26 protein-coding genes are annotated in these 26,208 nt (G+C 69.2%); 10 read left to right on the top strand and 16 right to left on the bottom strand.

Annotation, left to right across the window (positions count from 1 at the left end):
• Nucleotides 1–124: 124 nt before the first annotated feature.
• Genes ACWDRB_RS13185 through ACWDRB_RS13200 form a run of 4 tightly spaced genes read right to left on the bottom strand, consistent with a single transcriptional unit; the run spans nt 125 to nt 3,804 of the window.
• Nucleotides 125–574, bottom strand: coding sequence for a response regulator (locus ACWDRB_RS13185; protein ID WP_350725597.1), 450 nt, complete (start codon nt 572–574; stop codon nt 125–127).
• Nucleotides 567–1,712, bottom strand: a complete 1,146-nt coding sequence (locus tag ACWDRB_RS13190) for a sensor histidine kinase (protein WP_449893473.1) — start codon at nt 1,710–1,712, stop codon at nt 567–569. The genes ACWDRB_RS13185 and ACWDRB_RS13190 overlap by 8 nt, the downstream gene beginning before the upstream one ends.
• Entirely contained in the window at nt 1,709–2,842 is a 1,134-nt protein-coding gene (locus ACWDRB_RS13195; RefSeq protein ID WP_449893476.1) for a PP2C family protein-serine/threonine phosphatase, read from the bottom strand. The genes ACWDRB_RS13190 and ACWDRB_RS13195 overlap by 4 nt, the downstream gene beginning before the upstream one ends.
• Nucleotides 2,843–2,874: 32 nt before the next feature.
• The gene (locus ACWDRB_RS13200) at nt 2,875–3,804 is read right to left on the bottom strand and encodes a LysR family transcriptional regulator (RefSeq protein ID WP_449893479.1); all 930 of its coding nucleotides are present in this window, start codon (nt 3,802–3,804) and stop codon (nt 2,875–2,877) included.
• A 134-nt stretch (nt 3,805–3,938) separates the two neighbouring features.
• On the opposite strand from ACWDRB_RS13200, the gene ACWDRB_RS13205 reads away from it, so the two are divergent.
• From ACWDRB_RS13205 to ACWDRB_RS13215, 3 genes are read left to right on the top strand one after another with little or no spacing between them, the layout of a single operon-like run.
• A complete protein-coding gene (locus ACWDRB_RS13205) occupies nt 3,939–4,688 on the top strand; it encodes a succinate dehydrogenase cytochrome b subunit (RefSeq protein WP_350725590.1) in 750 nt (249 codons plus the stop codon).
• Nucleotides 4,688–6,610: a fumarate reductase/succinate dehydrogenase flavoprotein subunit gene (locus tag ACWDRB_RS13210; RefSeq protein ID WP_350725588.1), complete on the top strand. Its 1,923-nt coding sequence runs from the start codon at nt 4,688–4,690 to the stop codon at nt 6,608–6,610. Before ACWDRB_RS13205 ends, ACWDRB_RS13210 begins: the two co-directional genes overlap by 1 nt.
• Nucleotides 6,607–7,347: a succinate dehydrogenase/fumarate reductase iron-sulfur subunit gene (locus tag ACWDRB_RS13215; protein WP_350725586.1), complete on the top strand. Its 741-nt coding sequence runs from the start codon at nt 6,607–6,609 to the stop codon at nt 7,345–7,347. The genes ACWDRB_RS13210 and ACWDRB_RS13215 overlap by 4 nt, the downstream gene beginning before the upstream one ends.
• A gap of 368 nt (nt 7,348–7,715) precedes the next feature.
• Here ACWDRB_RS13215 and ACWDRB_RS13220 read toward each other — a convergent pair whose 3' ends face one another.
• The 3 genes from ACWDRB_RS13220 to ACWDRB_RS13230 are packed head-to-tail and all read right to left on the bottom strand — an operon-like array spanning nt 7,716 to nt 9,662.
• Complete coding sequence (locus ACWDRB_RS13220) at nt 7,716–7,979, bottom strand: hypothetical protein (protein ID WP_449893482.1); 264 nt, start codon at nt 7,977–7,979, stop codon at nt 7,716–7,718.
• Between the two features lie 44 nt (nt 7,980–8,023).
• Nucleotides 8,024–8,521, bottom strand: coding sequence for a hypothetical protein (locus ACWDRB_RS13225; RefSeq protein WP_449893484.1), 498 nt, complete (start codon nt 8,519–8,521; stop codon nt 8,024–8,026).
• 46 nt (nt 8,522–8,567) lie between these two features.
• On the bottom strand, nt 8,568–9,662 hold the full coding sequence (locus ACWDRB_RS13230; RefSeq protein WP_449893486.1) for a helix-turn-helix domain-containing protein: 1,095 nt from the start codon (nt 9,660–9,662) through the stop codon (nt 8,568–8,570).
• 482 nt (nt 9,663–10,144) lie between these two features.
• Here ACWDRB_RS13230 and ACWDRB_RS13235 point away from each other — a divergent pair, with 482 nt between their 5' ends.
• The gene (locus tag ACWDRB_RS13235; protein WP_449893488.1) at nt 10,145–11,614 is read left to right on the top strand and encodes an AAA family ATPase; all 1,470 of its coding nucleotides are present in this window, start codon (nt 10,145–10,147) and stop codon (nt 11,612–11,614) included.
• 96 nt (nt 11,615–11,710) lie between these two features.
• A complete protein-coding gene (locus ACWDRB_RS13240; RefSeq protein ID WP_449893490.1) occupies nt 11,711–12,865 on the top strand; it encodes an RtcB family protein in 1,155 nt (384 codons plus the stop codon).
• On the opposite strand, the gene ACWDRB_RS13245 is transcribed toward ACWDRB_RS13240, so the two are convergent.
• Both ACWDRB_RS13245 and ACWDRB_RS13250 read right to left on the bottom strand, forming a co-directional pair.
• Nucleotides 12,853–13,647: an SDR family NAD(P)-dependent oxidoreductase gene (locus ACWDRB_RS13245; protein WP_363970860.1), complete on the bottom strand. Its 795-nt coding sequence runs from the start codon at nt 13,645–13,647 to the stop codon at nt 12,853–12,855. The genes ACWDRB_RS13240 and ACWDRB_RS13245 overlap by 13 nt on opposite strands.
• Nucleotides 13,644–15,068 (bottom strand): DHA2 family efflux MFS transporter permease subunit, encoded by a 1,425-nt coding sequence (locus ACWDRB_RS13250; protein ID WP_449893492.1) that lies wholly within the window; start codon nt 15,066–15,068, stop codon nt 13,644–13,646. Before ACWDRB_RS13250 ends, ACWDRB_RS13245 begins: the two co-directional genes overlap by 4 nt.
• Nucleotides 15,069–15,148: 80 nt before the next feature.
• Here ACWDRB_RS13250 and ACWDRB_RS13255 point away from each other — a divergent pair, with 80 nt between their 5' ends.
• From ACWDRB_RS13255 to ACWDRB_RS13265, 3 genes are read left to right on the top strand one after another with little or no spacing between them, the layout of a single operon-like run.
• The gene (locus tag ACWDRB_RS13255) at nt 15,149–15,772 is read left to right on the top strand and encodes a TetR/AcrR family transcriptional regulator (protein ID WP_449893494.1); all 624 of its coding nucleotides are present in this window, start codon (nt 15,149–15,151) and stop codon (nt 15,770–15,772) included.
• A 54-nt stretch (nt 15,773–15,826) separates the two neighbouring features.
• Entirely contained in the window at nt 15,827–16,075 is a 249-nt protein-coding gene (locus ACWDRB_RS13260) for a hypothetical protein (protein WP_185068507.1), read from the top strand.
• A complete protein-coding gene (locus tag ACWDRB_RS13265) occupies nt 16,072–16,479 on the top strand; it encodes a hypothetical protein (RefSeq protein ID WP_449893497.1) in 408 nt (135 codons plus the stop codon). The genes ACWDRB_RS13260 and ACWDRB_RS13265 overlap by 4 nt, the downstream gene beginning before the upstream one ends.
• Before the next feature lie 63 nt (nt 16,480–16,542).
• Here the strand turns inward: ACWDRB_RS13265 and ACWDRB_RS13270 are convergent, their stop codons facing one another.
• Complete coding sequence (locus ACWDRB_RS13270; protein WP_449893499.1) at nt 16,543–16,758, bottom strand: hypothetical protein; 216 nt, start codon at nt 16,756–16,758, stop codon at nt 16,543–16,545.
• A gap of 86 nt (nt 16,759–16,844) precedes the next feature.
• Nucleotides 16,845–17,924, bottom strand: coding sequence for a serine hydrolase domain-containing protein (locus ACWDRB_RS13275; RefSeq protein WP_397373226.1), 1,080 nt, complete (start codon nt 17,922–17,924; stop codon nt 16,845–16,847).
• A gap of 61 nt (nt 17,925–17,985) precedes the next feature.
• On the opposite strand from ACWDRB_RS13275, the gene ACWDRB_RS13280 reads away from it, so the two are divergent.
• Nucleotides 17,986–18,486 (top strand): GNAT family N-acetyltransferase, encoded by a 501-nt coding sequence (locus ACWDRB_RS13280; RefSeq protein ID WP_350725569.1) that lies wholly within the window; start codon nt 17,986–17,988, stop codon nt 18,484–18,486.
• Between the two features lie 10 nt (nt 18,487–18,496).
• Nucleotides 18,497–19,162 carry a phosphotransferase gene (locus tag ACWDRB_RS13285; protein ID WP_449893501.1) on the top strand — a complete coding sequence of 222 codons (666 nt, stop codon included), beginning with the start codon at nt 18,497–18,499 and terminating at the stop codon, nt 19,160–19,162.
• A gap of 7 nt (nt 19,163–19,169) precedes the next feature.
• Here ACWDRB_RS13285 and ACWDRB_RS13290 read toward each other — a convergent pair whose 3' ends face one another.
• The 5 genes from ACWDRB_RS13290 to ACWDRB_RS13310 are packed head-to-tail and all read right to left on the bottom strand — an operon-like array spanning nt 19,170 to nt 26,180.
• Nucleotides 19,170–19,790 (bottom strand): phosphotransferase, encoded by a 621-nt coding sequence (locus ACWDRB_RS13290; protein ID WP_449893503.1) that lies wholly within the window; start codon nt 19,788–19,790, stop codon nt 19,170–19,172.
• Between the two features lie 48 nt (nt 19,791–19,838).
• Complete coding sequence (gene narI, locus ACWDRB_RS13295) at nt 19,839–20,519, bottom strand: respiratory nitrate reductase subunit gamma (protein ID WP_449893505.1); 681 nt, start codon at nt 20,517–20,519, stop codon at nt 19,839–19,841.
• Nucleotides 20,516–21,082 carry a nitrate reductase molybdenum cofactor assembly chaperone gene (gene narJ / locus ACWDRB_RS13300; protein ID WP_397373222.1) on the bottom strand — a complete coding sequence of 189 codons (567 nt, stop codon included), beginning with the start codon at nt 21,080–21,082 and terminating at the stop codon, nt 20,516–20,518. Before narJ ends, narI begins: the two co-directional genes overlap by 4 nt.
• Nucleotides 21,079–22,686: a nitrate reductase subunit beta gene (gene narH, locus ACWDRB_RS13305; protein ID WP_449893508.1), complete on the bottom strand. Its 1,608-nt coding sequence runs from the start codon at nt 22,684–22,686 to the stop codon at nt 21,079–21,081. The genes narJ and narH overlap by 4 nt, the downstream gene beginning before the upstream one ends.
• The gene (locus ACWDRB_RS13310; RefSeq protein WP_449893510.1) at nt 22,686–26,180 is read right to left on the bottom strand and encodes a nitrate reductase subunit alpha; all 3,495 of its coding nucleotides are present in this window, start codon (nt 26,178–26,180) and stop codon (nt 22,686–22,688) included. The genes narH and ACWDRB_RS13310 overlap by 1 nt, the downstream gene beginning before the upstream one ends.
• Nucleotides 26,181–26,208 lie beyond the last annotated feature (28 nt).

Raw genomic sequence — 26,208 nt, forward strand, 5'->3', positions numbered from 1 at the left:
CGGCGGCGAGCGACGGCTCAGGCGCGCGTTGGTGGGGGATACGTTACGACGACAGCATGCGAATTTGTGAGCGGGGTCACTCACAATTTCGATGCTTAGCTGTGATTCCTGTCACGTACGCCCGTCAGGGGCGCTGCCCTTGGGCGGGCAACTTAACCACAGTCACGAAAAAATCGTCTATCTGCCGGACAACCCGGATAAATTGCTCAAAGTCCACCGGTTTGGACACATACGCGTTGGCATGCAACCGGTAACTGTGCAGGATGTCCTCCTCCGCCTCAGAGGTCGTCAGGATCACCACCGGGATCGTCCGCAACCCGGCGTCGGCCTTGACCTCTGCCAGCACCTCCATGCCGCTCATCCTCGGCAGATTGAGGTCGAGCAGGATGAGGTCGGGCCGCGGCGCGTCGGTGTATCCGTCCTCGTTACGCAGGTACGCCATCGCCTGCTCACCGTCGTTGACCACGTTGAGCCGGTTTCGCACCTTGTTGAAGTCGAAGGCCTCCTTGGTGAGCAGGATGTCACCCTGGTCGTCCTCCACCAGAAGCACCTCGATGGGGCGCCCCTCATTCATCGTCGTCTCCCGCGGCCGGCAGTGTCCAGCGGAACGTCGTGCCCTGGCCCTCGGCATCGCCGTCGAGCCAGAGCTGTCCGCCGTGGTACTCAACGATCTTGCGGCAAAGTGCCAGCCCGATGCCAGTACCCGGATACACGTCGCGGGGGTGGAGTCGCTGGAAGATCAGGAAGATGCGGTCGGCGTACTTGGGCTCGACCCCGATGCCGTTGTCGGAACAGCTGAACTCCCACAGGTCGCCGGACCTGGTGGCCCCGATGTGGATGCGCGGGGACGCCTCGGAGCGGAACTTGATCGCGTTCTCGATCAGGTTCTGGAACAGCTGCGTGAGCTGCACCCGGTTGCCCCTGACCGCGGGCAGCTCGTCCCTGGTGACCGTGGCCTCGGTGTCCTCGATCGTGGCCGACAGGTTCTCCAGCGCCGTGTCGAGCGCCTTCCCCGCGTCGACCGTGGTCCGCCCGCCGGTCACCCGGCCCACCCTGGAGAAGTCGAGCAGGTCGTTGATCAGCAGCTGCATGCGCTTGGCGCCGTCGACGGCGTAGTGGATGTACTGCTTGGCCCGATCGTCGAGCTGGGAGCCGTAGCGCTGCTCCAGCATCTGCGTGAAGCTGGCGACCTTGCGCAGCGGCTCCTGCAGGTCGTGGCTGGCCACGTACGCGAACTGCTCCAGCTCCCCGTTGGACCTGCGCAACTCCTCGGCCTGGTCGTCGGCCGTCCGCCAGGCCGACACGATGCGGCCGCGCATGGAGTCGACGTGGCTGGACAGCTCGGCCAGCTCCGCCGGCCTGTCGACGTGCAGGGCGTGGTCGAAGTCGCCGGCCGCCACGGTGCGGACCTGCTGGGTGAGCTGGTCGATGGGCTTCAGCACGACATACCGGATGATGAAGGCCAGCGCCAGGCCGAAGGCGAGCATCGCCGCGAAGAGCACGATCAGCGCCAGATTGAGCTGGTCGAGCTGCTGCTCGACGGCGGGCGCCTGGGCCAGCGCGCGGGCCCGCGCGCTGAACATCATCGCGACCACGATCCCGGCCAGGAGCACGACGCCGGCCACCAGCCCCATGACCAGGAACCAGCGGGCCACGGGCAGCCTGCCCAGCCCGGTCGGCTCCTTGGGGGGAGGCAGCGGGTTGATGCTCATGGTCTCCTCCTCCGGACCAGGACCACGGCGAGGTCGTCGCTCAGCGTGCCCACGTGCTTGATGAGCCGGTCGAGGTCGATGGCGCCGTGCTCGCGTACGAGATCGAGCAGGCCCTCCACGCCGAGCAGCTCTTGGCCCTCGCCCACCGCGGCCTCGATCAGGCCGTCGGTGTAGAGCATCATGGACCACTCGTCGCCCAGCGGCACGTCGATCACCGACCACTCCGCGTCCGAGAAGATCCCGAGCGGCGGCCCGGAGGGCGTGCCGTCGACCACCTGGACGGCGCCGTCGCGCACCAGCACCGGCGGCGGGTGCCCGACCACGCGCATCCTGGCGTGCCGCAGGTCGGGGCTGATCGTGGCCATGCACAGCGTGGTGAAGATCTCGGGGGTTTTGCGCTCGGCCCGCAGCACGGCGTCCATCGTGCGCAGCAGCGTGTCTTCCGTCTGACCGGCGAGGACCAGCGTGCGCCAGGCGATGCGCAGCGCCACGCCGAGCGCCGCCTCGTCGGGGCCGTGCCCGCACACGTCGCCGACCACGATGTGCACCGAGCCGTCCGGCGCCTGCACGGTGTCGAAGAAGTCGCCGGCCAGCGTGCCGCCGCTGCCCGGCAGGTAGCGGGTGACGTGCTCGATCGCCTCGGTACGCAGCAGGGGGCCGGGGAGCAGCGCGCCCTGCAGCCTGGCGTTCTCCTTGGCCGTGAGCTCCGCCTGCACGAGCCTGATCTGGGCCAGGTCGGCCCGCTTGCGCTCCATCGAGTAGTGGATCGCCCTGGCCAGCAGCCGCGCGTCGACGTCGCCCTTGACCAGGTAGTCCTGCGCGCCGGCCTGGACGGCGGCCACGCCCACGTGCGAGTCCCTGAGCCCGGTAAGCACCAGCACGGCGGTGTGCGGCGCCAGCGCGAGCACCTCCTCCAGGGCTTCCAGGCCGCTCGCGTCGGGCAGCGAGAGATCGACCAGCACGCACTGGATCCGGGGCGTCAGCTTGGCCCTGGCCTCCTGCAGGCTGCGCGCCCAGAAGATCTTCGGCGGCGCGGGGGCCTGCTTGAGCAGCTCCTCCACGAGGAAGGCGTCACCGTCGTCGTCCTCGATCAGGAGCAACGTCAGCGTCTCCGAAAGATGTGCCGTCAAAACGCCTCGCCAGGGGGGTCGGTCCGTCCAGGTCATTCTGCGATGAGATCTACCCCTTGCGGAAGCGTACCCTCGTGACCGGCCTCCACGACGAACGAAAGCAGGGTCTCCCTGAACGCCTGGGCGGCCCTGGTCGGCTCGACGTCCTTACGCTGGGCCAGCGCGATCGTACGGCTGAGCCCCGGCGGCGCGAGCGGCGTGCCGGACAGCCCGGGGCGCCCGTCGAGCACCATCGAGGGCACCACGGCCACGCCCAGCCCCGCCTCCACGAACCGCAGCACGGCGTCCATCTCGCCGCCCTGCACCGCGAACCTGGGCTCGAACCCGGCCTGCCGGCAGGCCGCCAGCGTGGCCTCCCGCAGGTCGTAGCCGCGCCTGAACATCACCATCTGGCGCCCGCGCAGGGCCTCGATCTCCATGTACGAGCCCTTCGGCCGCTCGTGGGAGGGCGCGGCCACCACCAGGTTCTCCCGCAGGATCTCCTCGGTCACCAGCGAGGGGTCGTCACTCTGCAGCGGCATGATGATCAGCGACAGGTCGAGCTGCCCCCGCGCGAGCGCCCTGACGAGGTCACGCGAGCCGCCCTCCTCCACCAGGAGCTCGATCCCCGGGTACGCGCGGTGGAAGCGCGCCAGCGCGTCGGCCATCAGCCCCGCGCAGAGCGACGGCGTGGCGCCGAGCCGCACCCGGCCCCGGCGGAGCCCGGCGAGCTGGGCCACCTCCTGCCTGGCGGTGTCGGCGTCGGCGAGGATCCTGCGGGCGAGCGGCAGCAGCGCCTCACCGGCCGGCGTCAGCGTGACGTTGCCGCGGGCCCGGGAGAACAGCGGGGCGCCCAGATCGGCCTCCAGGGCCTTGATCTGCTTGCTGAGCGACGGCTGCGCGACCCTCATGCGCTCGGCCGCCTGGGTGAAGTGCCTGGCCTCCGCGACCGCCACGAAGTACGCGAGCTGCTGCAACTGCATGTGATTTTCCTCGCACCGAGCGGCGTCGTTTCCGTGGGGCGACCGTACAAACCAGACATCATAGCCGGTGGCTATCGAAACCAGGCCCGTGATGACTTGGACGGATGATTGCTGGATACCTAGCGTCTGAAGGCGTGACTGCCACGATAGAGCGCGGCGCAGCCACCGCGCCTGTTACCGCTCCCAAGAACGCTCCAACGAGCAGGAGGCCCGGCGGGTTCCTGCGCTCGTCGAACGGCAAGAAAGCCGTCATGGCCGTCACCGGGGCCGTGATGGTGCTCTTCCTCGTCCTCCACATGCTCGGCAACCTCAAGATCTTCCTGGGCAAGGACTCGTTCAACGAGTACGCCCACGCGCTGCGTACGCTCCTGGAGCCGATCGCGCCCTATCGGACGGTGCTGACCATCCTCGAGGTCGGCCTCGTCGTGTCGGTCGTCCTGCACATGTGGGCCGCGATCTCGCTGGCCCGCCGCGCCCGCCAGGCCAGGCCGGTCAAGTACGTCGCCAAGAAGTCGCAGGCGAACGGCTACGCGACGCACATCATGCGGTTCGGCGGCCTCACGATCCTGCTCTTCCTCGTCTGGCACCTGCTGGACCTGACCTTCGGCGTCGTGAACCCCAAGGGCTTCGACTCCGCGCCCGCCGACCGGATGATCGCCGGCTTCGACGCGTCCCGGTGGTGGGTGACCCTGATCTACGTGGTCGCCGTCGTCATGGTCGGCCTGCACCTGCGGCACGGCATCTGGAGCGCCTTCCAGACCCTCGGCTGGGCCAACCGCACGCGGAACAAGGCCCTCCGGCCGGTCGCCGGGCTGGTGTCCGCCGTACTGGTCATCGGGTTCCTGGCGCCGCCGCTCGCGATCACCTTCGGAGTTGTGAAGTAATGAAGTTCACGGAAGGCCCGGAGATCCGGGACACCAAGGCTCCGGCCGGGCCCATCGAGGAGCGGTGGGAGAAGCGGAAGTTCGGCGCGAAGCTGGTCAACCCCGCCAACAAGCGCAAGCTCAACGTGATCGTGGTCGGCACCGGCCTGGCGGGCGGCTCGGCCGCGGCGACGCTGGGTGAGCTGGGCTACAACGTCACGTCGTTCTGCTACCAGGACACGCCGCGCCGCGCGCACTCCATCGCGGCGCAGGGCGGGATCAACGCCGCCAAGAACTACCGCGGCGACGGCGACAGCATCTACCGGCTCTTCTACGACACGGTCAAGGGCGGCGACTTCCGCGCCCGCGAGTCGAACGTCTACCGCCTGGCCCAGGTCTCGGTGAACATCATCGACCAGGCCGTGGCCCAGGGCGTCCCCTTCGCCCGCGAGTACGGCGGCCTCCTCGACACCCGCTCCTTCGGCGGCGCCCAGGTCTCCCGTACGTTCTACGCCCGCGGCCAGACGGGCCAGCAGCTCCTGCTGGGCGCGTACCAGGCGCTGGAGCGGCAGATCGCGGCCGGGACCGTGACCATGCACACCCGGCACGAGATGCTCGACGTGATCGTCTCCGACGGCCGGGCGCGCGGCGTCATCGTGCGCGACATGGTGACCGGCGAGATCGAGCGCCACCTCGCCGACGCCGTGGTGCTGGCCACGGGCGGCTACGGGAACGTGTTCTTCCTGTCCACGAACGCCAAGGGCTGCAACACGACGGCGATCTGGCGGGCGCACGAGCGCGGCGCGTACTTCGCCAACCCCTGCTACACGCAGATCCACCCGACCTGCATCCCCGTCTCCGGCGAGTACCAGTCGAAGCTGACGCTGATGTCGGAGTCGCTGCGCAACGACGGCCGCGTCTGGGTGCCGCTGCGCAAGAACGACACCCGCGCCCCCGGGGACATCCCGGACGAGGAGCGCGACTACTACCTGGAGCGGATCTACCCCGCCTTCGGCAACCTGGTCCCGCGTGACATCGCCTCCCGCGCCGCCAAGAACGTCTGCGACGAGGGCCGCGGCGTCGGCCCCGGCGGCCTGGGCGTCTACCTGGACTTCCGCGACGCCATCGGGCGTCTCGGGCGCGACGCCGTGGAGAAGAAGTACGGCAACCTCTTCGAGATGTACGAGCGCATCACCGGCGAGAACCCGTACGACGTGCCGATGCGCATCTACCCGGCCGTCCACTACACGATGGGCGGGCTGTGGGTGGACTACGACCTGCAGTCCACGATCCCGGGCCTGTTCGTCGTCGGCGAGGCCAACTTCTCCGACCACGGCGCGAACCGCCTCGGCGCCTCGGCGCTGATGCAGGGCCTGGCCGACGGCTACTTCGTCCTGCCGACCACCCTCGGCGACTACCTGGCCGCCGGTCCGTTCGGCGACGTGGACGAGGAGGCCGTGGCGGAGGCCGAGATCAAGGTTCGGAACAAGATCGACCGGCTCCTGGCCGTGAACGGCACCCGTACCCCCGACTCCTTCCACCGCGAGCTGGGCAAGCTCATGTGGGACTACTGCGGCATGGAGCGCACCGAGGAGTCGCTGCGCAAGGCGCTGGAGCGCATCCCCGAGCTCCGCGCGGAGTTCTGGCAGAACGTCAAGGTGAGCGGCACGGCGGAGGAGCTGAACCAGGTCCTGGAGAAGGCCGGCCGCGTCGCCGACTTCTTCGACCTGGCCGAGCTCATGTGCCTGGACGCCCTGGTCCGCACGGAGTCCTGCGGCGGCCACTTCCGCGCCGAGTCCCAGGACGCCGACGGCGAGGCGCTGCGCGACGACGAGCACTTCGCGCACGTGTCGGCCTGGGAGTCCACGCCCGACGGGCCGGTGCTGCACAAGGAAGCGCTCGAGTACGAGTACGTCAAGATGAGCCAGCGGAGCTACAAGTGAACCTGACCCTCAAGGTCTGGCGCCAGAGCGGCCCTACCGATGCCGGCCGGATGGTGACCTACCGAGTCGAGGACGTCTCCCCGGACATGTCCTTCCTGGAGATGCTGGACGTCCTCAACGAGCGTCTCATCCTGGAGGGCGACGACCCGATCGCCTTCGACCACGACTGCCGCGAGGGCATCTGCGGCATGTGCGGCATGGTCATCAACGGCGTCGCGCACGGCGAACAGCGCGCGACGACGACGTGCCAGCTGCACATGCGCCACTTCGAGGACGACGCCACGATCACCATCGAGCCGTGGCGCGCCGCCCCCTTCCCCGTCGTCAAGGACCTGGTCGTGGACCGCAGCGCCTTCGACCGGATCATCCAGGCGGGCGGCTTCGTCTCGGTCCCGGCCGGCTCGGCCCCGGACGCCCACAGCATCCCCGTACGCAAGGAGGACGCGGACTCGGCCTTCGACGCGGCGACCTGCATCGGGTGCGGCGCGTGCGTGGCGGCCTGCCCGAACGGCTCCGCCTCCCTGTTCACCGCCGCCAAGATCACCCACCTGAGCCTGCTGCCCCAGGGCCAGCCGGAGCGCCTGTCCCGCGCCAAGGCCATGGTGGACCAGATGGACGCGGAGGGGTTCGGCGGCTGCACGAACACGGGAGAGTGCACGGCGGTGTGCCCCAAGGGCATCCCTCTGGACACCATCGCCCGCATGAACACCGACTACCTGAAGGCCAACGCCAAGTAGTAGGTTGCGCGGCTCCACCCACCCGTTACCCCTCTGGACAGTGGGCCGTCTGATGCCCGCCCCGAGCAAAAAGGGCTTCCCCAAGGGAGCGCTTCGCGCTCGGGGCTCAGGCTGTTTCCATAAAGGCGCCTATCGGCGCACCCCACGCCTTCGGCGGCTGGCCGGGCCCGCCCGTTGCCTGGTTACCGGCTGGGCCTGCTGGAGCCCACCCCGGACCGAAGTCTTCGCCTGGCCGGGGCATACCCTTGCAGCAATTCGACAACGCATTGGCCTGGTCTTCGGCTGTACGAGCGGTAGCCGATTTTCAGGAATTCCGCAGAGGACCTTGCCTGGTTGGGGCACGAACTGGTCATCTTTCGGGCGCAGGCTCATCCCCTGTCGAAGGAGACGCCCGCTGCGCCGCTGTATCGCTCGGCTTGGGAGCAGTGCGTGAAGCCGGGCCCGGCGACGGCGAACGCCAGCACCTCGAGCAGCAGGCGGGTACGGGGCTTCTGCTCGCCACCGGTCGTCAGATCGCGCCACAGAGCGGTGACGGTCTCCGCAGGCGAGTGACCGGTTCGCTGCCGCTCGGCGAACAGAGCGGGGATATCGGGTCGCCGCTGCGACCGCCTGGCCCCCGTGTTCGGCCGCATAGCGCATCGTGGCGTCGAGCAGCTCGGCGCGGCGGGTCGTCGGTTCAGAGAAGTCGGCGTTCGCGTGCCCACCGCGGAAGTTCGCGTCCAGTACAAGGCAGACGCATGCCGGTATCCCTCAGCGCATCCACATGTCCGCAGATTTCTACAAGCGTCATCTTGCCCATTCCGTGAAGTCGCGTCAGCAGCCACACTGTTCCGTGGACGTCAAGCCCCCATGCACGTCCGACCTTGGTGGCATCCCGGTCATCCGTGATGGCAACCAGCCGGTGGATCTCGGCAGCAGTGAAAACGCTGGCTTCACCTAGGTCGTGCTCGCCGGCGCCCAGCAGATTGACCCAGCGTTCGAATGCGATCAGTTCCGCATCGGTGTCCTGAGGTAGAACGCGCAACCACTCGAGCTCTCTGATCGATCTAAGGGTTGGATACAGATGGCAGTACTTGTCCACCTCCCCGGCGACGATGTGCGTGGTCGACAGCTCGGAGACGCTGGCCCCAAGAACGTCGAGGCGGTCCGATTTGGCGAAATGGTGGATCACCATGGCGTCGGCACGAGCGGGGGCAATCGGTCGCCCGGCGTCGCGGTCGTCATGGGGCCTCGTCCTCATCGGACCTCGGCGGCAGGTCTGACTCCGTTTCGAGCTGCCCATGCATCAACTCCAGGGCGCGACTGCTGGTGATCCGGCCGCGCCGGTAGGCCGTCATGACGGCGTGCGCGAAACTCGGTGGCACGCGGATGGAGTTGAGATCTGGTTGTGGTGTCCATCCCACTGAGTCCCTGAATTCCGCATAGGTCGGCGGGCATGCGCGCAGGCGCTTTTCTTCGGACGGATTTATCAGCTCGGCCGCTCGGGCCTGCCGTAGTGCCAGGCTCCAGGATGTGCGGTATTGAGCCGCCAGCCCGACAAGTGTGGATCGGATCGGCTGCGCTGTTCTCTTGGCGCGCCGAATAGCCTCCAGCGGCAAGAGCAGTTCTGCCGCGAAAGCGTCGATCACTTCTTCGCGTTCCATACGCGAAGCGCTGACTCCCACATCGGTTGAGTACTCGTCACCGAGTATGAGATGCCCGAGTTCGTGCGCCGCGGTGCTTCGCCGCCGGCCGGGGTCGCCGTTGAGACTCACCACCGCCGCCGCCACAGCGCCGTCCACGGCAGACGCGCCGTCTCCTGGGAGGTCGATCACCAGAATGTACTGGCCGCACTGCTCGCAAAAGTCTGCCATCGATTCGATGGCAGCCATTCCCAGGTGGAGTTCGCCTCTCAACCATTTGGCGGCCTCAATGGCTGCGGGAACGCCGTTGACCTTACCCGGATACTGCTTGATCGGCTTTGGCTGAAGTACGTCCAACGACATCAGCATGCGAATCTCGCGGATCCACGTCGCCAGCGCACTGTCGATGCGATAAGAGGCCTGGGCGGCATTGCTCGCTGTGTCCTCGGCCAAAGGTGTGCGGTGCGACATGACCGCCGGCGGCGCGTTGAGGAAGTGGCCGATGGGCATGTCCAGCGCGCGGGCCACCCTGGCAAGCTCCAGTGCGTCGAGCCGCCTCGAACCGGCCTCGATCTTGCTGATCATGGTTCTGTCGAGATCGGTCTTCTGGGCCAGCTGGTCCTGCGACAGCTGCATGGCTAGTCGCGCTTCGCGGACTCGCTCTCCGATCTCGTTCCAGTCGAGCGTGCTCATGGTGCGATAATCGCACATCGAATGATGCGCGTACATGGACCGCCGGCATCCTGGGGATAACTTTGCTTTCTGCGGCATGCGCAGTAGTGAGAGATCACGCATACCCCTCAATGAATTGTCCGCTTTTCGCCCGCTTGGGCGGATGAGGGCTCTGCAGAAGGCCGTCGGGACAAGGGGAACGCTGATCTACGGCGTGGCGTTGAGCGCCGCCAAACCGGCGGTACTTGTCCGAACGAAGCGATGATCAAGACCTGTGGATCGGCAGTTTCCAGGCGGCTGTCCTCGTGCTGGGCGATGCTCGCGACGGCCTCAGCCTGTGGCCGCCAGGGTGACGTGCGAGGCGATCGCGAGTCCCCGGGGGGTGCTTTGGCGAGCCGCTCTTCCAGGGCGGCGCCGGGTCGGCCCGCCAAGTCAGTGACGGGAACAATGATAGGTATGGCTATCATAATCCTGGCTATCATTATCTGCCGGAGGTGACGGCCATGCTTCGTAAGCCGGAGCGCCTGTTCGGGCGTGAAACGGAGTGGGAGGAACTGGCTGATTTCGCCAGTGCCCCCGCGAACGGTGCCACCTTGGGGCTGGTCTACGGGCGTCGGCGTCAGGGCAAGACCCTCATGCTCGAACTGCTCGCCCAGGAAACCGGCGGCCTGCTTTTCGCCGCCACCCAGCAGACAGAGGCACAGAACCTGGCCGATCTCGGCGCCGCCTACGCTGCCTATCGCGGGCTGCGGCAGCCGGTCTCGTTCGGCAACTGGCGGGAAGGGCTCGACGAACTGCTCCGGCTCGGCGAGGAGCGGGCGACGCCGGTGATCGTCGACGAATTTCCCTACCTGGTCTCCGCGACCCCGGCGCTGCCGTCGTACCTGCAGCAGGCATTGAGCCCGACGGGGCACGCGAAGGAGCACACTCGTACCCGTTTGATCCTCTGCGGCAGCGCGTTGACCACGATGGCTCAGCTGCTGGGCGGAGGCGCGCCGCTACGAGGCCGAGCGGTGCTCGAGCTGATCGTGCGGCCCTTCGGGTTCCGCGATGCCGCTGCTTTCTGGGGCCTGACCGGCGACCCGGAGCTGGCTTTCCGGGTGCATGCCCTCGTCGGCGGTACCCCTGCCTACCTGGAGATGTGTGGCGGCTCAGGTCCGGCCGACCTGGACGGGTTCGATCGATGGGTGCAGCGGCGGTTGCTGAATCCCGCCTCGGCGATGTTTCGCGAAGGCGGGCTGCTGCTCCGGGAGGAGCCCTCGATCTCCGATCCCACCTCGTACGCGGCCACGCTGAGCGCCATCAGCGCGGGCAACCGGCGCCGCTCGGAGATCGCCGCCGCCCTCGGCCGTCCCGTGAGCGCGCTGGCACATTTGCTCAACGGTCTGCGGAGCATCGGCCTCGTCGAGCAGGCCGACGACGCGTTGCGTGACAAGCGAAGCGTTTTCCGGATCGCCGAGCCGATCGTCCGCCTGCACCAGTTGATCACGCAGCGCCGCGAGCCCGAGCTCGTCAGCGGTCAGGCCGCCCGCGTCTGGCGTGCCAATGCCGACACGGTGGCCTCGAAGATTTACGGCCCCCATTTCGAAGACCTCGCCCGGGAATGGTGCTTCCTTCATGCCTCCAGCGACACGCTCGGTGGAATGGCCAGTGCCGTACGCCCGAGCGAAATCCCCTGCCGAGCGCACCACAAAGGACATGGGCTCGACATCGTGGTGACCGAGACAAACTCCTTCGCCACCGATCGGATCATCGCGATCGGCGAGGCCAAGGCCACGCTCACGCCCATGGACGTCTCCCAGCTTCAGCGGCTGGATCACCTGCGCGCGCTGCTTCCCGACGCCCGGATCGGCACGCAGCCCAAACTGCTGCTGTTCGCACGCTCCGGATTCACCGGCGATCTGGTGGAGGCGGCACGCGGGCGCGCGGACGTTGAGCTCGTGGACCTGAACCGCATGTATTCAGGCGATTGACATTCGCCGCCCGTCAAACCCGGCTTCGATAAAATGGCTGGGAAATCTTTGCTGGTCACGCCACACTGATCAAGAACCAGTGAGGAGATTTCACCCATGCCTAACCAGCCCGCACCGAACCTGCTGTCGTGGGCCAGCGAGATCGACGAAGGCGCGATCACGCAGGCCGCGCGCACCGCCCGCCTGCCGTTCGTCTCCGGCCACGTCGCTCTCATGCCCGACGCGCACGTCGGCATCGGTGCGACGGTCGGCTCGGTGATCCCCACGGAAAACGCGATCATCCCGGCCGCCGTCGGCGTGGACATCGGCTGCGGCATGGTGGCCACCGAGACGACGCTCACGGCCGCCGACCTGCCCGAGACCCTCGCCGCCCTGATGCCGATGGTGGAGCACCGCATCCCCGCCGGCGTCGGCAAGGGGCACGAAGACCCGGCCGTTGACCGTGCGCTCAGCGACCTCGGGCTCCCGCACACCGACCTCACCCCCAAGCAGACCAAGAAGGTGAGCGACCAGTTCGGCACGCTCGGCTCGGGCAACCACTTCGTCGAGGTCTGCCTGGACGAGCGGGCCCACGTCTGGACGGTGCTGCACTCGGGGTCGCGCGGCATCGGCAACCAGCTCGCCCAGATGCACATCATTGGCGCGAAGAAGCTGATGAAGGAGCAGGCCGCCGGCCTGGAGGACCCGGACCTGGCGTATCTCGTGCAGAGCACGCCGGAGTTCACCGCGTACATCGAGGACATGCTGTGGGCGCAGCACTACGCCATGGCCTCGCGGGCGCGGATGGACCGGGTCCTGATCAACGCCCTGTTCAGGGTCGTCGGCAAGGGCGAGCGGGTCCGCACTATCAATTGTCACCACAACTTCACCCAGCAGGAGACCCACTACGGCAAGACGTTGTGGATCACCCGCAAGGGCGCGATCAAGGCCGACACCGGTGACGAGGGCGTGATCCCGGGCTCGATGGGCACGCGCTCGTACATCGTGCGCGGTCGCGGTAACCCCGAGTCGTACAACTCGTGCTCCCACGGCGCGGGCCGCCGGATGTCGCGTACCAAGGCGAAGCGGGAGCTGTCCGCGGCTTCGCTCAAGGCGGCGATGGGCGGCCGCACCTGGAACGCGGATCGGGCCGCCGCGCTGGTGGACGAGCACCCCGAGGCGTACAAGTCGATCGACCAGGTGATGGCGGACCAGCAGGATCTCGTGGAGGTCCAGCACACGCTCCGCCAGATCTTCAACTACAAGGGGTAGGACACTCGGTTCCCCGCCGAGCCGATCATCTTCAGCGTGAGCTCGTGGAGTCGTTCCGCGGCGGCCGGGTCGAAGGACCCGGGGTCCAGGGCGATCCGGCGCTCTCGCATGAAGGCGCTGAGCGGCTCGGCGGGCGGGTCGTCGATGCGGGCGACGATCGGTTTGATGCCCTCCTCGACCGGCAGCCCGTGCTTCTTGAGCGCCTCCACGTGCGCGGCGGTCGCCGCGTCGTACTCGCCGGCGACGCTCGTCGAGACGCCTCCGGGATGCATGAGGACGTAGCGGGTACGGCTGCCGTGCCGGGCGGCGAAGGCCACGCCCAGCAGGTCGTTCGCCTTGCCGGCCTGGAACTGGGCGGCCATGCCGTCGTACCCGCGTTCGAGCATGAGGTCGTGCCAGCGGATGAGGCCGGTCGGCTGGCCGGGGCCTGAGACGTTCACGACGAGGCGGGGCGCGGTGAGGCCGTGGCTGAGGAGGAAGCGGCTCAGGTAGTCCAGCGCGAACGTTCCCTCCAGGCCCTCCGCCGTCACGAACCGGTGCGTGCGGAAGTAGCGCGCGCACAGCACGAGCGCGTCCACGGCCGGGAATTCGGCGTTGATTTCGGCGATCACCCGCCGGTTCTCGCTGATCAGGCTCAGGTCCGCCGGGATGAACACCGCTCCGGGCAGCGCCTTGGACCTGTCGCGCCCGATGACGGCCACGGTGTCGCCCCGTTCGAGGTAGGTGCGGGCGAGAGCCCGTCCCATGCCGTCCGTTCCGCCGCTGATCACCAGTGTCCTCATGACGCGCTCCTCGCGGGCTCCGCTTCCGGTACGGCCTCCGTACGGGGCCGGCCCGGCAGCAGCGGGACGGCGGCCAGGATGATCACGATCACCGCCACGACGAGCCAGAAGATGCCGTGGAAGCCGGTGATCACGTCTCCGGAGGTCTGGAGGATGAGCGTGACCACGGCGACGCCGAGCGCCGCGCCGAGCTGGTTGAGCATGTAGAGCACCGAGCTGCCCTGCGCCACCATGGGCGGCGGCAGGGCCCGGTAGAGGGAGCCCATCGTGGGCGCGCTGAAGCACCCGCTGCCCAGCCCGATCGTGAACGCCGCCAGCGCCGGCCAGACCTCGGGCGTGTCCGCGCCGATCCGGGTGAAGGCCAGCGCGCTGAGCCCGGCCAGGAGCGCGCCGCCGGTGGCCAGGCCGCGGGCGCCGAGCCGGTCCGAGAGCTGTCCGGCCAGCGGCATGGCGAGCGCGCCGCCGAGCCCCAGTGGCGCCATCAGCAGCCCGGCGGCGAGCACGCCGTGCCCGTGGGCCTGCTGGTAGTACAGGGGCAGGGCGAACAGGGCGGCGAAGAGGGCCAGCCCGCCGAGGCCCATGATCGCGACGCTGGCTGTGAAGCCCCGCTTGGTGAACAGCCGCAGGTCGATCAAGGGCGAGGTGCGGCGCCACAGCGCATGTACGGCGTAGGCGAGCAGCAGTGCCAGGCCCGCGCCCAGCGGGAGCAGCGCCTGCCAGGCGGTGAACGCCCCCTGTTCGGCCGTCTGCGACAGGGCCAGGACGACGGCCGCGAACCCGGGCCCGAGCAGCGCCAGCCCCACGACGTCGAGCCGCGCCGACGACTCCTCGGACGGCTCGTCGGCGGGGATCACGCGCAGCGCGAGCAGTAGCGCCACCAGGCCGACGGGCACGCTGAGCAGGAACATCCACCGCCACGACAGGCCGGCCAGCACGGCGCCGCCCGCGATCGGCCCGAGCACGGGTCCCAGGGACAGGACCACGCCCATCAGGCCCATCACCCGCCCGGCCCGGCGCGGCCCGGCGGCGCGGGCCAGCAGGATCAGCACGAGGGGGTCGAGCAGCCCGGCCCCGAACCCCTGCACCACGCGGAACACGATCAGGGCGCCCACGTCCCAGGCCACCCCGGCCCCGAGCGATCCGGCGAGGAACAGCGCCAGCCCGGCCAGCCACAGCCGCTTGCCGCCGAAGCGGTCGACGGCCCAGGTGGTGAACGGGATGGTGGCCGTCACGGCCAGCAGGAACCCGGTGGACGTCCAGCCGATCGTGCTCAGCGAGGTCTCGAAGGTCGCGGCCAGGGTGTCGATGGCTACGGCGGCCATCGTGCTGTTGAGGATGCCCAGCAGGCCGCCGAGCAGGATCACGCCGATCATGCCCAGCAGCCGTGCGTCCAGCCGGTCGTCCGGCGGATTTGAACTCATGGGTTCAAACTAGTTACCTCATGCGTTCGCTCGCAACCCGTACGTCCATGAAGTTGAACCGACGGGTACAATTCGGAGGCATGGCCACCACCACGCGCGGGCGCATCGACAAGCGGCAGGCGATCCTGGAGGGCGCGTTCGCCGTGTTCTCCCGGCTCGGCTATGCGCAGGCGTGCGTGCAGGACATCGCGGACGAGGCGGGCGTGGCCAAGCCGACGGTCTACAACCACATGACGGACAAGGCCACCCTGTTCAGGAGCGCCATCGAGGCTGCCGCGCAGATGACGCTGAACGCCCGCCTGGCAGCCCTGGAGCCGCTGGCCGACCCGGGCGAGGACCTGCGTGCCACGTTGGAGGGTGTCGCCGACGAGCTGCTGCGCCTGCACACCGACGGCCGCTCGTGCGCGCTGCGCCGGCTGCTCTACTCGGAGATCCTTCGCTTTCCCGACATCCTCGACATCGTCAAGGAGAGCGGCCCGGACCGCCTCAACCAGGCCCTCGCCGATCGGATGGCCCGGCTCGCGCTCGCGGGGCGCCTGCGCGCCGCCGATCCCGACATCGCGGCCGAGCAGTTCATGGCTCTGCTCGTCGGGCCGCTGGAGGCCCGTTCCCAGATGGGCACCCGTACGATCCCGGAGGGCGAGCTGCGAGAGCTGGCCCGCGCCGCGGTCCGGGCGTTCCTCGACGCCTGGGGTGCTGACTAATCTCGCCGACAAGGTCCCTTGTCGGTAGCGGGCAAGCTATATAGTCTGCCGCGTGTGGTGGAACGAGACGACTATGCGGCCATCCGCGATCGGATCATCGGGCTCTCCCACACCCATGGCTTGCGCTGCGACTGGGCGGAAACGACGAAACGCCAGCGATTCCTCCTGCTGTGGGACGCCGAGGGCCGGGTCGCGGCCCGCGCGATCGTCCCGCTCTACCCTGGGGAGACCCCGCACCTGGTGGACTCCCTCGAACGGGGGCTCGCGCACCTGTTCGGTGACGACTGGCTGGAGGATCCATGACCGCGGACCGCGTTGACGTTCACATCACCCTGGCGGGCAGCCTGTGGCTGGCCCAGGTGGACGGCGTGGCCGGCGGCATGTCCGCCCGCACGTTGAAGGAGCTGCACGGGGACGTCGCCGAGGGGCTGCCGTTCCTCTTCGCCGACCGCCCGCAGGCGCCCAAGCCGGTCTTCCACTACGCGCTGCCCGGCCTGTCGGAGCAGGACCTCGACGACTTCGCCGCCCTCCAGCGCCAGGCCGCCGCGATCGCCGAGGACTACACGCGCACGCTCAAGAAGCGCGTCAAGCACATGCACGAGCTCGGCCTGTCGGACGGGGACATCGGCGAGCTGCTCGGTCTGACCAAGCAGCGCATCCAGCAGATCCGCAGCAGCGCGAACGACGAGTCCCGCCAGGTCTCCTAGAGCGTCGTCCCGGCACGCGAACGGCGCCCCCTCTCGCGAGGAGGCGCCGCCGGGAAACGGGGACTACCTGACCCAGAGGTAGTACCAGCCGGTGCCGTTGAGCGAGCACTTGTACTCGTTCCAGCCCTCACGCTGGTACGACTGGCCCATGTCCACACACTTGCTGTAGCTGGTGTATTCGCCGATGTATGTCCAGCTGGCCGCCTGGGCGGGGGCGGCGATGCCGATGGCGGCCAGCGCCGCGATACCAGCGGCGATGATACCTGCACGAACGCGCATGCGTGATCTTCCCTTCCTCCGGGGGGTTCCGCATACAACGATCATGGACAGCCCTACAAGACCGCTATAGAGCGGCCACAAATGCGTCAGGAGGACAGCGCCTGGTAGGCGGCCAGCAGGAAACCCATGCCGCGGTCGTCGCCCTGGCTGAGCATCCGGTTCATCACGTACGCCACCGTCATGCGGGCGTCGAGGTCGATCACGACCAGCGAGCCGCCCATCCCGCCCCAGAAGCACGTACGCGGCTCGAGCAGCCCGTAGCCCATGCCGTACCACATCCGCGTGCCCAGGACCCGGTCGAAGCCCCGGAACTGCTCCTCGACGGCCCGCGCGCAGCCCTCCTCCGACAGCAGCCGCACGCCGCGCAGCGTCCCGCCACAGGCCAGGACCGACTGTACGAGGCCGACCGAGCGGGCGTTGCCGTGCCCGTTGCCGGCCGGGATTTCGGCGCGCCGCCAGGGGGTGGTGTTGGCCTCCTCGGGCCGCAGCACGGGATTGGCGGGCAGGTCGGGCGGGGCTTCCATGGGCGTCGGGGGCGGGATGACGGGCGCGACCCTGGGGTCGTGCCCGGCGGCGAGGCCGATGTGGAAGTCCGCCCCCAGCGGCCCGGCCACCTCCTCGGCGAAGAAGGCGCCCAGGCTACGCCCGGTGACGCGGCGGACGACCTCCCCGACCAGGAAACCCTGGGTGATCGCGTGGTATCCGGCCTCGGCGCCCGGCTCCCAGCGCGGCGCCTGCCCGGCCAGCCGCGTCGTGGCCAGCCGCCAGTCGTAGAGGTCCTCGACCGTCATCGGCTCGTCCCAGCTGGGCAGGCCGGCGGTGTGGGAGAGCAGGTGGCGTACGAGCACCCGCTCCTTGCCCGCGGCGGCGAACTCCGGCCAGTAGGCGGCGACCGGCGCGGCCAGGTCGAGCTCGCCCCGGTCGGCGAGGATCAGCGCGCACAGCGCCGTCATCGGCTTGGTGGTGGACCAGACGTTGGTGATGGTGTCGCGCTCCCAGGGGACGGTACGGGCCGCGTCGGCGTACCCGCCCCAGATGTCCACCACCGGCTCGCCGTCCACGTGGACGGCCACCGAGGCGCCGACGTCGTCCTTGTCCAGGGAGGCGGCCAGCAGCTCGCGCACCTCGCCGAAGCGGTCCTCGCACACACCATGGATCTCGGCCATGGACGGAAAGTAGCCCGGCTCCCCGCGGGCGGGCCACGGGTTTTTTGGCATACTCCTGGCCATGGTCGTGCTCGAGACGGAACGACTTGTCATGAGGCCGCTGACGGGCGATGACTTCGACGACTACGCCAGGATGCTCGCCGATCCCGAGGTCGCGGACGGGCTGGCGGAGAGCGTGGGGACCTCCCGGGCCGACGCCTGGCGGAGCCTCGCCACGTTCATCGGGCACAGGGAGATCCGCGGCTACTCGCATTGGGCGCTGGTCGAGAAGGCCACGGGCCGGTTCGCCGGGCGGGCGGGGCCCTGGCGACCCTACGGCTTCCCGGGGCTGGGAGTCGGCTGGTGCCTGGCCCGCGACCACTGGGGCAAGGGCTATGCCACCGAGGCGGCACGGGCGGCCCTCGACTACTGCTTCGGCACGCTCGGCGCGACGGAAGTGATCTCGCTCATCCTGCCCGGCAACGCGCGGTCCGTCTCCGTCGCCGAACGCATCGGCCACTCCCACCTGCGCGATACCGAGTACCGGGGCCAGCCGGTCCACGTCTACGGCCAGCGTCGGTAGGCTGCGCCGCATGGAGGTCGGCGAGCTGTTGGGGTCCGGGCGCACCGCGGACGTGTACGCGATCGACGACGAGCGGGTCCTGCGCCGCTACCGGATACCGATCGACGCGCGGCGGGAGGCGGCAGTCATCGCGCACGTGGCCGGCCACGGATACCCGGTGCCCGAGCTCTACCCCGACGCGGGGGCGGCCACCGAGCTGGTGATGGGGCGGCTGTCGGGGCCGACGATGCTGCGGGCGCTGTTCGACGGGGAGATCACGGCCGAGGAGGCGGGCGGGATCATCGCGGGGCTGCTGCGGCGGCTGCACGAGATCCCGGCGCTGGCGTCCGCCGATCCCGGTGACCGGGTGCTGCATCTGGACCTGCACCCCGACAACGTCATGCTGACGCCCAGGGGCCCGGTCGTGATCGACTGGTGCAACAGCCAGGACGGGCCGCCCGGGTTCGACTGCGCGATGTCCGCGGTGATCTTCGCGCAGGCGGCCGTGGACGAGGTCGAGTTCGCCGAGGTGGCGCGGAGGGGTCTCGTCGCGCTGGTCGCCGGGCTGGGCTCCGCCATGGACTTCGGTGAAGGGCTCGACCTGGCCGGGGCGCGCCGGGCCGCCGACAGGGCGCTCACCGAGCGGGAGGCCGGGCTGGTGGACGCGGCGGTGGAGCTGATCCGCGGCCTGCGGTGAGGCGCCGTTACTCCGTCCAGGCGGCCGTGGTTTCGAGGCGTTCGTACCAGAGCTTCTCGCCCGCCCCGCCGGGCTCCCAGCGGGCGCAGAAGTCGATCAGGTCGCGGCAGCGCGCCACCATGGCCTCCCGCCGCTCCTCCCACGAGGGGACGGGCCCGTCGTAGGCGGCGAAGAAGCGCGAGAGCAGCGGAACGTGCTCCGGGTGGTGGCTGCGGATGATCCACTCGCACCACGCGAGGTCCTCGACCGGGCGCCCGGGGTGGGCCCACTCCCAGTCGAGGATCGCGGTCGTCCGGAACGTGGCCGGGTCGAACAGCATGTTCTGCGGGCCGAAGTCGCCGTGCACGATGCCCAGCAGGTGGATGCCGGACAGGACCCGGCCGCACTCGGCGAGCACCTCGGCGCCGTGCCCCTCGTCGATGAGGTCCTGGCCGTGGGCGCCGGAGACGAAGCGGGTGGTCAGGCTGGTCGAGGTGACCTGGTGAACGCGGGGGACCGGGAGCCGGCCGCGCAACCGGCGCAGGTATCTGCTCTCCGTGCCCAGCCGGAACGCCGCCTCCGGGCCCTGGTAACACTTCACGACCAGGGCGCCGTCGCCGACTGTGCTGTTGGTGTACCCGTGCTTCACAAGGGTCGATTCTGGCCTACTCCGACCCCTGCCAGACGCCCCGGCACGCTATCGCGTGCGACTCCGATACACGATGTAAGGACGGAACAAATAGCCCAACGGGGCGGAAAGAGCATGCACCAGGCGGCTGAACGGGAAAAGTACGAACAGTGCCATCCCGATGAGCGTGTGCACCTTGTAAAGGACGTCGGCCTGACGCATCGCGGCGGCGTCCGGCTGGAGGATGAAGATGCCGCGGAACCAGGGCGCGACCGTGGTCCGGTAGCTGACGTCGCTCGGCACGTAACCCGTGACCGTCGTCACCACGCCCGCCACGATCGAGGCGGCCAGCACCGCGTACATCACCTTGTCGTTGGCCGTGGTCGCCATGAACACCGGGCCGGTGGCGCGGCGGCGGTAGATCAGCAGGGCCAGCCCCACCAGCGTGACCAGGCCCGCGAGCCCGCCCCAGATGAGGGCGTTCAGGTGGTAGGCGGCGTTGGACACGCCGATGGCGTCGGTCCAGCTCGCCGGGATGAGCAGGCCGGTCACGTGACCGACGATCACGAAGACCAGGCCGTAGTGGAACAGCGGGCTGGCCACGCGCAGCAGCGGGCTCTCGTAGAGCTGGGACGAGCGGGTCGTCCAGCCGAACTTGTCGTACCGGTGGCGCCAGATCAGCCCGCCCACGAAGACCAGCAGGGTCAGGTACGGCAGGACCACCCAGAGCGTGCTCTCCGCCCAGCTCACAGGTAACCTCCCACGGTCTCGGCCGGCGGCCCGGCCTGGGCCAGGCGCGTGGCCTGGAGCCGCTCGGCGGCGGTGATCGGCGGCAGGGCCGCGCACACCGCGCCGATCACGTACGCGTACGGCGAGTCACGGTCGGTCAGGGCCGTGAGCAGCAGCTCCAGCCCCAGCCTGTGCTCCCTGAGCAGTTCGGCTCCCGAAGGATCGAGCGCGGCGAACTCCAGCAGCACCGGCAGGAAGTCGGGCAGTTCGTCGTCCATCAGCTCCCACCCGGCCGCCCGGTAGCGCTGTTTCAGCGCGGCCAGCGACCGGCCGCGGCGGCGGGTGTCGCCGTCGGTGTAGTAGGTGAGGTAGAGGCAGCAGCGCCGGTGCAGGTCGAACGTCTCCACGTAGTGCGCGGCCAGCTCGCCGGGCCCGAGGTCGGAGACGCGCGACAGGAACGTCCCGAAGTGCGGCTCGGCGGCCTCCTTGATGAGCGGGAGCCGGTGCCAGAACCGCTCGTCGGGATAGGCGAGGAGGTGGGCGGCGGCCTGCCAGACGACGGCCCCCACGACGGCGCTGCTCATGGTCTTCTCCTCTTGGTCGGGAACAGGCCGGCGGGGGTGCCGCGGCCGTCCCAGTTGAGCAGGTTCACCCGGTCATGGGTGACCTCGTCGCTGGTCTGGCGCTGCTTCAGGCCGTGGAAGGTCTCCACCGATACCGGGACGGGCTGGCCCGACGCCTCGCCGAACGGGCCCTGCATCCCGGGCCCGCCGTCGTAGTCGAGGCTGCAGCCGCCCTCCTCCACGATCCCGGGCGGGATGTTCCCGTAGGCGGTCGGGATCACGTACCGCTCGTCGTACTTGGCCAGCGCCAGCAGCCGGTACATGTCGCGTACCTGCTCCTCCGACAGGCCCGTCTCCGCCAGGACGGGCGGCTCGCCCAGGTTGACCGAGCGCATGTACGAGCGCATCGCCGCCAGCCGGCGCAGCGCGGCGGTCACGGGCGCCGGGTCGCCGGCGGAGAACAGTTCGGCCAGGTAGCCGACGGGGATGCGGAGCGACTCGATGGCGGCGAACAGGTTGACCGCGTCCTCGCCGTCGTGGCCGCCTTCGGCGAGCGCGTCCACGACGGGGGAGAGCGGCGGGACGTACCAGACCATCGGGAGGGTGCGGTACTCCGGGTGCAACGGCAGTGCTATCCGGTATTTCTTGATCAGGTCGTATACCGGGGATCTCCGTGCGGCCTCCACCCAGTCGGCGGGCAGGTCCGCGGCGTCCACCGCCGGGTCGTACGGGTCGACGAACAGGTCCAGCTGGGCCTCGTACAGGTCGTGCTCGTCGGCCACCGAGGCGGCCGCCGCCACGCGTTCGGCGTCGTACAGCAGGACCCCGAGGTAGCGCAGGCGCCCGACGCAGGTCTCCGAGCAGACCGTCGGCAGCCCGACCTCCACGCGCGGGTAGCAGAACGTGCACTTCTCCGCTTTGCCGGTCTTGTGGTTGAAGTACATCTTCTTGTACGGGCAGCCCGTCACGCACATGCGCCAGCCCCGGCACTTGTCCTGGTCCACCAGCACGATGCCGTCCTCGGCCCGCTTGTACAGGGCGCCCGACGGGCACGAGGCCACGCACGAGGGGTTGAGGCAGTGCTCGCAGATGCGCGGCAGGTAGAACATGAACGCCTGCTCGAAGGAGAGCTTGACCTGGTCCGACACCTTGGCGAGCAGGGGGTCGGGCGAGGGGTCGCCGCCGAGGTCGTCGTCCCAGTTGGCGCTCCACTCGATCTTGGTGGGCTGGTTGCTGATGAGCGACCTGGGCGGCGCGACGGGGACGTCCTCGGAGAGGGGCGCCCTGATGAGGTTCTCGTAGTCGTACGTCCAGGGCTCGTAGTAGTCCCGGAGCGCGGGCATGAGGGGATTGGCGAAGATGGTGAGCAGCTTGCGGAGGCGGCCGCCCGCCCTGAGCTTGAGCCTGCCCCTCCTGTCCAGCGTCCAGCCGCCGCGCCAGCGTTCCTGGTCCTCGTAGCGCCTCGGGTAGCCCTGGCCGGGGCGGGTCTCGACGTTGTTGAACCAGACGTACTCGACGCCCGCCCGGTTGGTCCAGGTCTGCTTGCAGGTGACCGAGCAGGTATGGCAGCCGATGCACTTGTCCAGGTTCATCACCATGGCGATCTGGGCCATGATCGTGGCCATCAGAAGCGCACCTCCTGTGATCTGCGGCGGATTGTGGTGATCTCGTCGCGCTGGTTGCCGGTGGGGCCGAAGTAGTTGAAGCCGTACGAGAGCTGGGCGTAGCCGCCGATCATGTGGGTGGGCTTGATGAGCACCCTCGTCAGCGCGTTGTGGATGCCGCCCCGGCGGCCGGTCGCCTCCGACTTGGGCACGTCGATCAGGCGCTCCTGCGCGTGGTACATGTACACCGTGCCCTTCGGCATGCGGTGCGAGACGATCGCCCTGGCCACGACCACGCCGTTGCGGTTGACCGCCTCGATCCAGTCGTTGTCGGCGATCCCGAGCCCGGCGGCGTCCTCGACCGACATCCAGATCGTCGGGCCGCCCCTCGACAGCGACAGCATGAGCAGGTTGTCCTGGAACTCGGAGTGGATCGACCACTTGCTGTGCGGGGTCAGATAGCGCAGCGTGCCCGCCTCGCCGAACAGCGCCGCCAGGTCCAGCGGCGGGCGGTAGATCGGCAGCGACTCGCCGTACTCGTGCATCCAGTCGTGGTCGAGGAAGAAGTGCATGCGGCCGGTGAGCGTGTGCCAGGGCTTGCCGTTCTCGACGTTGATCGTGAAGGGGGAGTAGCGGCGCTCGTGCGACTCCTTGCCCGACCACTCGGGGCTGGCGGCGACCTGCACCGGTCTGGCCTGGGTGTCGGAGAAGACGATCCGGTGCCACACGTTGACCAGGTCCTCGAAGTCGGTGCCCGTACGCTCGGCGAGCTGCCTGAATCCCTGCGCGGCCAGCCTGCCGTTGCTGACGCCCGACAGCGCCAGGATCGCCTCGCACGCCTTGGCGTCGGTGTCGAGCTCGGGCCGGCCCTTGGCCGCGCCGCGCGGCACCAGGCCGCACGCCTGGCCCAGCCAGGCCACCTCCTCGTCGGGCATGAACGTCACGCCCTTGACCGGGATCCCCAGCTTCTCCGTGAGGGGGCCGAGCGCCGCCAGCTTCTCGGCGATGGCGCCGTAGTCGCGCTCCACCACCTTGAGCTCGGGCCCGCCGCCCATCGCGAGCTCGCCCGGGGTGTCGTGCTGGTACGCCGTCGCGACCACGTCCCTGCGGATGCCGAGGTGTTTCTCGCCGAGCTTGCTGAAGGTGCGAGCGATGGCATGAAAGGCCGAAAAATCGGTCTTTGTCTCCCAGGGTGGGCTGATCGCCGGGTTGAACGCGTGCACGAACGGGTGCATGTCCGTGGATGACAGGTCGTGCTTCTCGTACCAGGTGGCGGCCGGGAGCACGATGTCGGAGAAGATCGTCGAGGACGTCATCCTGAAGTCGAGCGTGACCAGGAGGTCCAGCTTGCCGCTCGGGGCCCGGTTGTCGGGGTCCTCCAGGTTCGAGATGGCGCCGAGCAGGTGGTGCTGGAAGTACTCGCTGCCCTTGGCGGAGGAGCCGAGGAGGTTCGAGCGCCAGAGCGTGAGCACGCGGGGCCAGTTGCGCGGGTCGTCCGGGCGTTCGGCGGCGTAGCCGAGCCGGCCCGAGCGGAGCTCCTCACGCGTGTACGCGATGGGGTCGTCGGCGTCGCCCAGCTCCAGGGGGTTGCGATCGAACGTCGGGGCCATCGGCATCCAGCCGTTCCTGACGGCCTCCGCCACCAGGTCCGCGGTGCGCTTGCCGCGGAACGTGCCGGGGCCGAGGGGCGAGGCCAGGTCGCCCGCGTCGAAGTGGTCGTAGCGCCACTGGTCGGTGTGCAGGTACCAGTACGGCGTGCCCGGGACCTGCCGCGGCGGCCGCGCCCAGTCGAGGGCGCCCGCCAGCAGCCCCCAGCCGCCCAGCGGCCGGCACTTCTCCTGGCCCACGTAGTGCGCCCAGCCGCCGCCGTTGCGGCCCTGGCAGCCGGTCAGCAGGAGGAGCGACAGGAACGCCCGGTAGATCGTGTCGCCGTGGAACCACTGCGTGGTGCCCGCCCCGAGGATGATCATGCATCTGCCCCGGGTCGACTCGGCCGTCCTCGCGAACTCTCTGGCGATCTTCACCGCCCTCCCGGCGGGCACGCCCGTGATCTCCTCCTGCCAGGCCGGCGTGTACGGCTCCCCGGCGTCCTCGTAGCCCGCCGGCCAGACACCCGGGAGCCCGTCGCGCGCCACCCCGTACTGGGCCAGCAGCAGGTCGAACACCGTGGTCACCAGGTGCTCCCCGACTCTGGTCACCGGGACGCCTCTGCGTACCGAACCGCCGCCGTCGAAGCGCGGCAGCAGGACCTCGGCCGGCTCGCCCCCGTACAGGGTGAGCTTGGGGTCGGTGCCGAGGTCGAGGTTCCAGCGGCCCTTGCCGGACTCGGTCCAGCGGAAGCCGGCCGAGCCGTTCGGCACGACGGGCTCGCCGGCCTCCGACATGAGCACGGTCTTCCACTCCGCCGCCTCCTCCTGGGAGCCCAGGTCCTTGGCGGTGAGGAACCTGCCGGGCACGTACGCGCCCGCGCGCTCCTCGAGCCGGACGAGGAACGGCAGGTCGGTGAAGCGCTTGACGTAGTCGGTGAAGTACGGTGTCCCGCGCTCGACGAAGAACTCCTTCAGCAGCACGTGCCCCATGGCCATGGCCAGCGCGCCGTCCGTGCCGGGCCGCACGCTGACGAACTCGTCGGCGAACTTGGCGGCGTCGCTGTAGTCGGGGGAGACCACGACGACCTTCTGGCCCCGGTAGCGGGCCTCGGCCATCCAGTGCGCGTCGGGGGTGCGGGTGACGGGGACGTTCGCGCCCCACATGATCAGGTACGCGGCGTCCCACCAGTCGGCCGACTCCGGCACGTCGGTCTGGTCGCCGAACACCTGGGGGGAGGCCACGGGCAGGTCGGCGTACCAGTCGTAGAAGGAGAGCATGGCGCCGCCGATCAGCGACAGGAACCGCGAGCCGACCGCCTGGGAGACCATCGACATGGCGGGGATGGGGGAGAAGCCGGCGATCCGGTCGGGGCCGTACCGCTGGATGGTGTGGACGTGGGCGGCGGCGATCATCTCGGTGGCGAGGTCCCAGGTGACGCGGACGAGGCCGCCGGTGCCTCGGGCGGACTGGTAGCGACGCCTTTTCAACGGGTTTTTCACGACATATGCCCATGCGTCCACGGGGTCGCCGTTCAGGCGTTTCTTCGCTTCCAGGTACATCTCGACGAGGACGCGCCGGGCGTACGGGTAGCGGACCCGGGTCGGCGAGTAGGTGTACCAGGAGAAGGCGGCGCCGCGCGGGCAGCCGCGCGGCTCGTACTCGGGGCGGTCGGGGCCCACGCTCGGGTAGTCGGTCTCCTGCGCCTCCCAGGTGATGATGCCGTCCTTGACGAACACCTTCCACGAGCACGAGCCCGTGCAGTTCACGCCGTGCGTGGAGCGGACCACCTTGTCGTGACTCCACCGGTCACGGTAGAAGATGTCTCCCTCGACGCCGCCTTTCAGGTAGAGGGTGTGCAGATCGGCGCTGGTGACCGACCTGCGCAGATAGCGACCGGTCTTCAGCAGGAGCTCCTCCACACTCATACCCCCACTTCATCACACATAGTGACTC

It is taken from the genome of Nonomuraea sp. NPDC003707, assembly GCF_053587055.1.

What these genes read in the sequence shown, in the direction of transcription:
- ACWDRB_RS13185 (WP_350725597.1), bottom strand. Translation starts at nt 574, where the DNA reads ATGAATGAGGGGCGCCCCATCGAGGTGCTTCTGGTGGAGGACGACCAG.
- ACWDRB_RS13190 (WP_449893473.1), bottom strand. Translation starts at nt 1,712, where the DNA reads ATGAGCATCAACCCGCTGCCTCCCCCCAAGGAGCCGACCGGGCTGGGC.
- ACWDRB_RS13200 (WP_449893479.1), bottom strand. Translation starts at nt 3,804, where the DNA reads ATGCAGTTGCAGCAGCTCGCGTACTTCGTGGCGGTCGCGGAGGCCAGG.
- ACWDRB_RS13210 (WP_350725588.1), top strand. Translation starts at nt 4,688, where the DNA reads ATGAAGTTCACGGAAGGCCCGGAGATCCGGGACACCAAGGCTCCGGCC.
- ACWDRB_RS13220 (WP_449893482.1), bottom strand. Translation starts at nt 7,979, where the DNA reads ATGCGGCCGAACACGGGGGCCAGGCGGTCGCAGCGGCGACCCGATATC.
- ACWDRB_RS13225 (WP_449893484.1), bottom strand. Translation starts at nt 8,521, where the DNA reads ATGGTGATCCACCATTTCGCCAAATCGGACCGCCTCGACGTTCTTGGG.
- ACWDRB_RS13230 (WP_449893486.1), bottom strand. Translation starts at nt 9,662, where the DNA reads ATGAGCACGCTCGACTGGAACGAGATCGGAGAGCGAGTCCGCGAAGCG.
- ACWDRB_RS13235 (WP_449893488.1), top strand. Translation starts at nt 10,145, where the DNA reads ATGCTTCGTAAGCCGGAGCGCCTGTTCGGGCGTGAAACGGAGTGGGAG.
- ACWDRB_RS13240 (WP_449893490.1), top strand. Translation starts at nt 11,711, where the DNA reads ATGCCTAACCAGCCCGCACCGAACCTGCTGTCGTGGGCCAGCGAGATC.
- ACWDRB_RS13245 (WP_363970860.1), bottom strand. Translation starts at nt 13,647, where the DNA reads ATGAGGACACTGGTGATCAGCGGCGGAACGGACGGCATGGGACGGGCT.
- ACWDRB_RS13250 (WP_449893492.1), bottom strand. Translation starts at nt 15,068, where the DNA reads ATGAGTTCAAATCCGCCGGACGACCGGCTGGACGCACGGCTGCTGGGC.
- ACWDRB_RS13255 (WP_449893494.1), top strand. Translation starts at nt 15,149, where the DNA reads ATGGCCACCACCACGCGCGGGCGCATCGACAAGCGGCAGGCGATCCTG.
- ACWDRB_RS13265 (WP_449893497.1), top strand. Translation starts at nt 16,072, where the DNA reads ATGACCGCGGACCGCGTTGACGTTCACATCACCCTGGCGGGCAGCCTG.
- ACWDRB_RS13270 (WP_449893499.1), bottom strand. Translation starts at nt 16,758, where the DNA reads ATGCGCGTTCGTGCAGGTATCATCGCCGCTGGTATCGCGGCGCTGGCC.
- ACWDRB_RS13275 (WP_397373226.1), bottom strand. Translation starts at nt 17,924, where the DNA reads ATGGCCGAGATCCATGGTGTGTGCGAGGACCGCTTCGGCGAGGTGCGC.
- ACWDRB_RS13280 (WP_350725569.1), top strand. Translation starts at nt 17,986, where the DNA reads ATGGTCGTGCTCGAGACGGAACGACTTGTCATGAGGCCGCTGACGGGC.
- ACWDRB_RS13285 (WP_449893501.1), top strand. Translation starts at nt 18,497, where the DNA reads ATGGAGGTCGGCGAGCTGTTGGGGTCCGGGCGCACCGCGGACGTGTAC.
- narJ (WP_397373222.1), bottom strand. Translation starts at nt 21,082, where the DNA reads ATGAGCAGCGCCGTCGTGGGGGCCGTCGTCTGGCAGGCCGCCGCCCAC.
- narH (WP_449893508.1), bottom strand. Translation starts at nt 22,686, where the DNA reads ATGGCCACGATCATGGCCCAGATCGCCATGGTGATGAACCTGGACAAG.
- ACWDRB_RS13310 (WP_449893510.1), bottom strand. Translation starts at nt 26,180, where the DNA reads ATGAGTGTGGAGGAGCTCCTGCTGAAGACCGGTCGCTATCTGCGCAGG.